Origin of the sequence: Solihabitans fulvus, assembly GCF_008386585.1 — a bacterium.
Taxonomy (GTDB): Bacteria; Actinomycetota; Actinomycetes; order Mycobacteriales; family Pseudonocardiaceae; genus Solihabitans; species Solihabitans fulvus.
This window is the reverse complement of sequence record NZ_VUOB01000084.1, coordinates 1-3,677: the sequence shown is the minus strand read 5'-3', so window position 1 is coordinate 3,677 and position 3,677 is coordinate 1. Positions and strand designations below refer to the sequence as shown.

Genomic DNA, 3,677 nt, shown 5'->3' with positions numbered 1-3,677 from the left:
CGCCGCATCAGCGACCTCGACACCCTCAACACCGAACTCGCCGCATGCCAACACGCCATCAACACCGAGCAACGCCAAGTCCGCTGGCAGTTCACCACCGACGACGCACGCATCAATCTCCGCCACCTCTACCCCAAAGATTAGACGCGACGGTCTACTAGTTAGCGTCGTGGTAACTGTCCTGCCCGGCCGTGGCCAGCTCCACCCACGCCCGCCAGGAGGCCGCGCCGGCCGCTGGTTCCGTCCACGGCTGCGCCGCGCGCACCAGCCGGGTGCCGGGCTGGGCCAGCCACCGCAAGACCACCGCGACCTCCTCAGGCGGCGCGCCGCGTAACGGGCCGTCGCCGGGCAGCACGGTCTCGGCCGAGGCGACCAACGCCTCGACCACCGGCATCGGCGGCACGCCCCGCCGTGCCACCCCCGCCGACGCGAGCCTGCCGTGCCGCACCACCGCGAACTCCCAGCCGCCGAGGCGGTCCGGCCGGGCCGCGACCAGCTCGGGCAGCGCGGCGAGGGCGGCGAGCCGCTGCCCCCGGTCCAGCGCCCGCACCAGCCCGACCAGCCGGTCCCGGCGCCGCGCCGCCTCCTCGAACCGCTCCGCCCGCCCCAGCTCGTCAAGCTGGTCGGCCAGCTGTCGCAGCGGCCCGGTGCCGTGCCCGGCGACCAGCTCGCGCAGCGTGGCGACGGCGGGCGCGTACTCCTCGGTGCTCTGCAGCCCGGCGCAGGGCGCGGCGCAGCGACCGATCTCGGCCAGCGCGCACGGCGTCGCGTTCGCCCGCCGCGCCGGGATCCGCAGCGTGCAGGAGCGCAGCGGGACGGCCTCCAGCACGGTGTCCATGGCGGCCTCGGCCGCCCGCCTGCTGCGGAACGGCCCCAGCGCGCCGTCCCTCGGCCTGCGCACCAGCGAGAGCCGAGGGAACGCCTCGTCGGTGAGCACCAGCCACCACGCCTGGTGCTGGTTCTTCGACCGGCGGTTGTAGGCGGGGCGGTGCGCGGCGAGCAGCCGCAGCTCGCGCACCTCGGCCTCCAGCGAGTGGGCGCAGGTGACCGCGTCGACCCTGGTGGCGAGGCCGACCATCTCGCGCAGCCGCCTGCGTCCCTCGCTCGCGGTGAAGTACTGCCGCACCCGCTTGCGCAGGTTCGAGGAGGTGCCGACGTAGAGAACCTCCTCGTTGGGGCCCCGGAACAGGTAGACGCCGGGCTCCTCCGGTAGGTGCGCCGCGAGTTCCCGTTTCCTGCGCTGCTCCGGCGTGACCTCCGGCAGGTAGGCGAGCAGCTCCTCCAGCGAGTGCACGCCGAGCGGCCCGAGCCGCTCCAACAGGCCGTGCAGCACGTCGACTGTGGCCCTGGCGTCGTCGAGTGCGCGGTGCGTCGGCTTCGTGCCGGCGGAGAACAGCTCGGCCAGCGCGGACAGCCGACAGCTCGGCGCCTCGTCGCGGGTCAGCACCCGCCTGGCGAGTCGAACCGTGCAGACCACCGTCGGCTTGGGCCACCGGTAGCCGTGGCGTTCGCAGGCGGCGCGCAGGAAACCCATGTCGAACGCCGAGTTGTGCGCGACCAGCACCGCGCCCGCGGCGAACTCGAGGAAGGCCGGCAGCACGGTCTCGACGCGCGGTGCCGCGCTGACCATCGCCTCGGTGATGCCGGTCAGCGCCACGACCATCGGCGGGATGCCGACCCCGGGGTCCACCAGCGTGCCGAACTCGCCGAGGACCTCGCCGCCGCGCACCTTCACGGCGCCGATCTCGGTGATCCCGTCGCCGTCCGGCCGCGTGCCGGTGGTCTCCAGGTCGACCACGACGAACGTGGTGTCGCGCAGCGGAGTGCCCAGCTCGTCGAAGGAGAGCTGGGTGGCGTGGCTCGCGGCGATGGTCATCAAGCCGGGACGGTAGCCAGGAGCACCGACAGTTCCGGCACGATTGAGTGGCGCGCCGGTTGCGTTGGGTGGTTGCGGGTCGGTGACCTGGGACTCCGCCTACTAATCTGTTGGGGTGCCAGCCTCGACACCACCGACCGGGGAGCCGTTGCCCGGTGCCGCAGCCGAGCCGTCCGCCGAGGACGACGCGGCGGAGCAGGCTGCGCCCGAGTCCACTGTGGACTGGGGTGCCCTGCCGGACGCGGTGCGCGCCAGGATGGCCGATCTGGCCGCCGAGGCGCTCGGTGGTATGGCCAGAATCGATGTGCCGCAACAGGTTCGGCCGGTGGCCAAGTTCGCGCCGACGAAGCGGGCCAGGCTCGGCGCCGGCGCCCTGCTGGCGGCGCTGCGCGACTCGACCCCGTTCCGCACCGCCGTGGTGGAGTGGGCCAGGGCCAACCGGCCGTCCGCGCTCGACCTGACCGCGCCGGACCCGGCCGTAGCGGCGACCGCCGCCGTGCTGCTCGGCGAGGAGGTCGCCGGGCACTACGTCGAACTCGTCGCCAGACGCGCGGGCGACGCCCAACTGCGGGCCGAGCGGGACGCCGCCGTGTCGCGGGCCGAGCGCCTCGACTCGGAGCTGGAGCGGCTGCGCGGCGAGCTGGCGCAGTCCAGCGGCGCGGCCGAGCGGGTGCGGGACGAGCGCGAGGCGGAGCTGGAGCGGCTGCGCAAGCGCCTGCGGGAGCAGGGCGTGCGGCTGCGGGAGGCCAGGGACCTGGCCGAGTCGGTGACCGCCGAGGTGGCCAGGGCGAGGGCCGACGCGGCCGTCGAGGTGAAGGCGTTGACGGCCGAGCGGGACCGGGAGCGGGACCGCGCGGAGGCGGAACGGACCAGGGCGCAGCGCGCGGAGGCCGACGCCGAGGTGGCCAGGCAGTCCGCGCGCGAGGCGAGGCAGGCCGACGAGGTCAGGCTGGCGCTGCTGGTGGACACGCTGGACGGCGCGGTCACCGGCCTCCGGCGCGAGCTGGCGCTCGGCGGAACCGGCCCGAGGCCCGCCGACCTGGTCCGCGGCGCGAGCGCGGGCCAGGGCTCCGTCGGCAGGGTCGAGGACCCAGCTGCGCTGGACCGCCTCCTGGCGCTCCCCGCGGTGCACCTGGTGGTCGACGGCTACAACGTCACCAAGACGGGCTACCCGGAACTACCCCTGTCCGACCAGCGGGACAGACTGGTCCACCAGTTGGCCGTCCTGGCGGCACGAACCGGCGCTGAGGTGACTCTGGTCTTCGACGGCGCAGGCGTAGTGGCGGTCCCCTCGGCGGCTCCGCGCGGCGTCCGAGTCCTCTTCAGCGACCCCGGCGTCCTAGCCGACGACGTCATCCGTGCCTTGGTAACCGCCGAACCAGAGGGCCGCCCAGTAGTAGTAGTGACCTCCGACCGAGCCGTAGCCGACTCAGTCCGCCGCCGAGGCGCCCACCCAGTCCCCTCAGCAGTCCTCCTAGCCAGACTAGGCCGAGTCTGACCCACCCCCGCGCCCCGCGTCTTCACTCGGCGACGGCGCGGGGCCCGCCCGTTTTCACTTTGTGACGCCCCCACGCCTCACGCACCACACTCCGCGAGCCGGAACCCTCGACCTCGCCCCACCTATCCACAACCCACCCCGTTGTCCACAGCCCGCCCCACGCCACCAGCCCGCACTGCCGCCGGTGGCTACGCTGGCCAAGGGCACGTCCCCCAGGGTCAATGCCACTTACTTAGCGGATCTTGTGTCTGTCTGCGGCCGGGTTGTCCTTGATTGTAGTGGGCTGTGGGGGAGCTTCTCTGC

2 protein-coding genes are annotated in these 3,677 nt (G+C 73.8%); one reads left to right on the top strand and one right to left on the bottom strand.

What is annotated here, in order from left to right; genetic code table 11:
- Positions 1-157 precede the first annotated feature (157 nt).
- Positions 158-1,876 (bottom strand): DEDD exonuclease domain-containing protein, encoded by a 1,719-nt coding sequence (locus F0L68_RS37665; protein WP_149854699.1) that lies wholly within the window; start codon positions 1,874-1,876, stop codon positions 158-160.
- A gap of 256 nt (positions 1,877-2,132) precedes the next feature.
- On the opposite strand from F0L68_RS37665, the gene F0L68_RS37660 reads away from it, so the two are divergent.
- Entirely contained in the window at positions 2,133-3,374 is a 1,242-nt protein-coding gene (locus F0L68_RS37660; protein WP_149854698.1) for an NYN domain-containing protein, read from the top strand.
- Positions 3,375-3,677: the final 303 nt, after the last annotated feature.

Bases quoted from the DNA above. Each gene is read 5' to 3' on its own strand.
- F0L68_RS37660 (WP_149854698.1), top strand. From the start codon at position 2,133: ATGGCCGATCTGGCCGCCGAGGCGCTCGGTGGTATGGCCAGAATCGAT.
- F0L68_RS37665 (WP_149854699.1), bottom strand. From the start codon at position 1,876: ATGACCATCGCCGCGAGCCACGCCACCCAGCTCTCCTTCGACGAGCTG.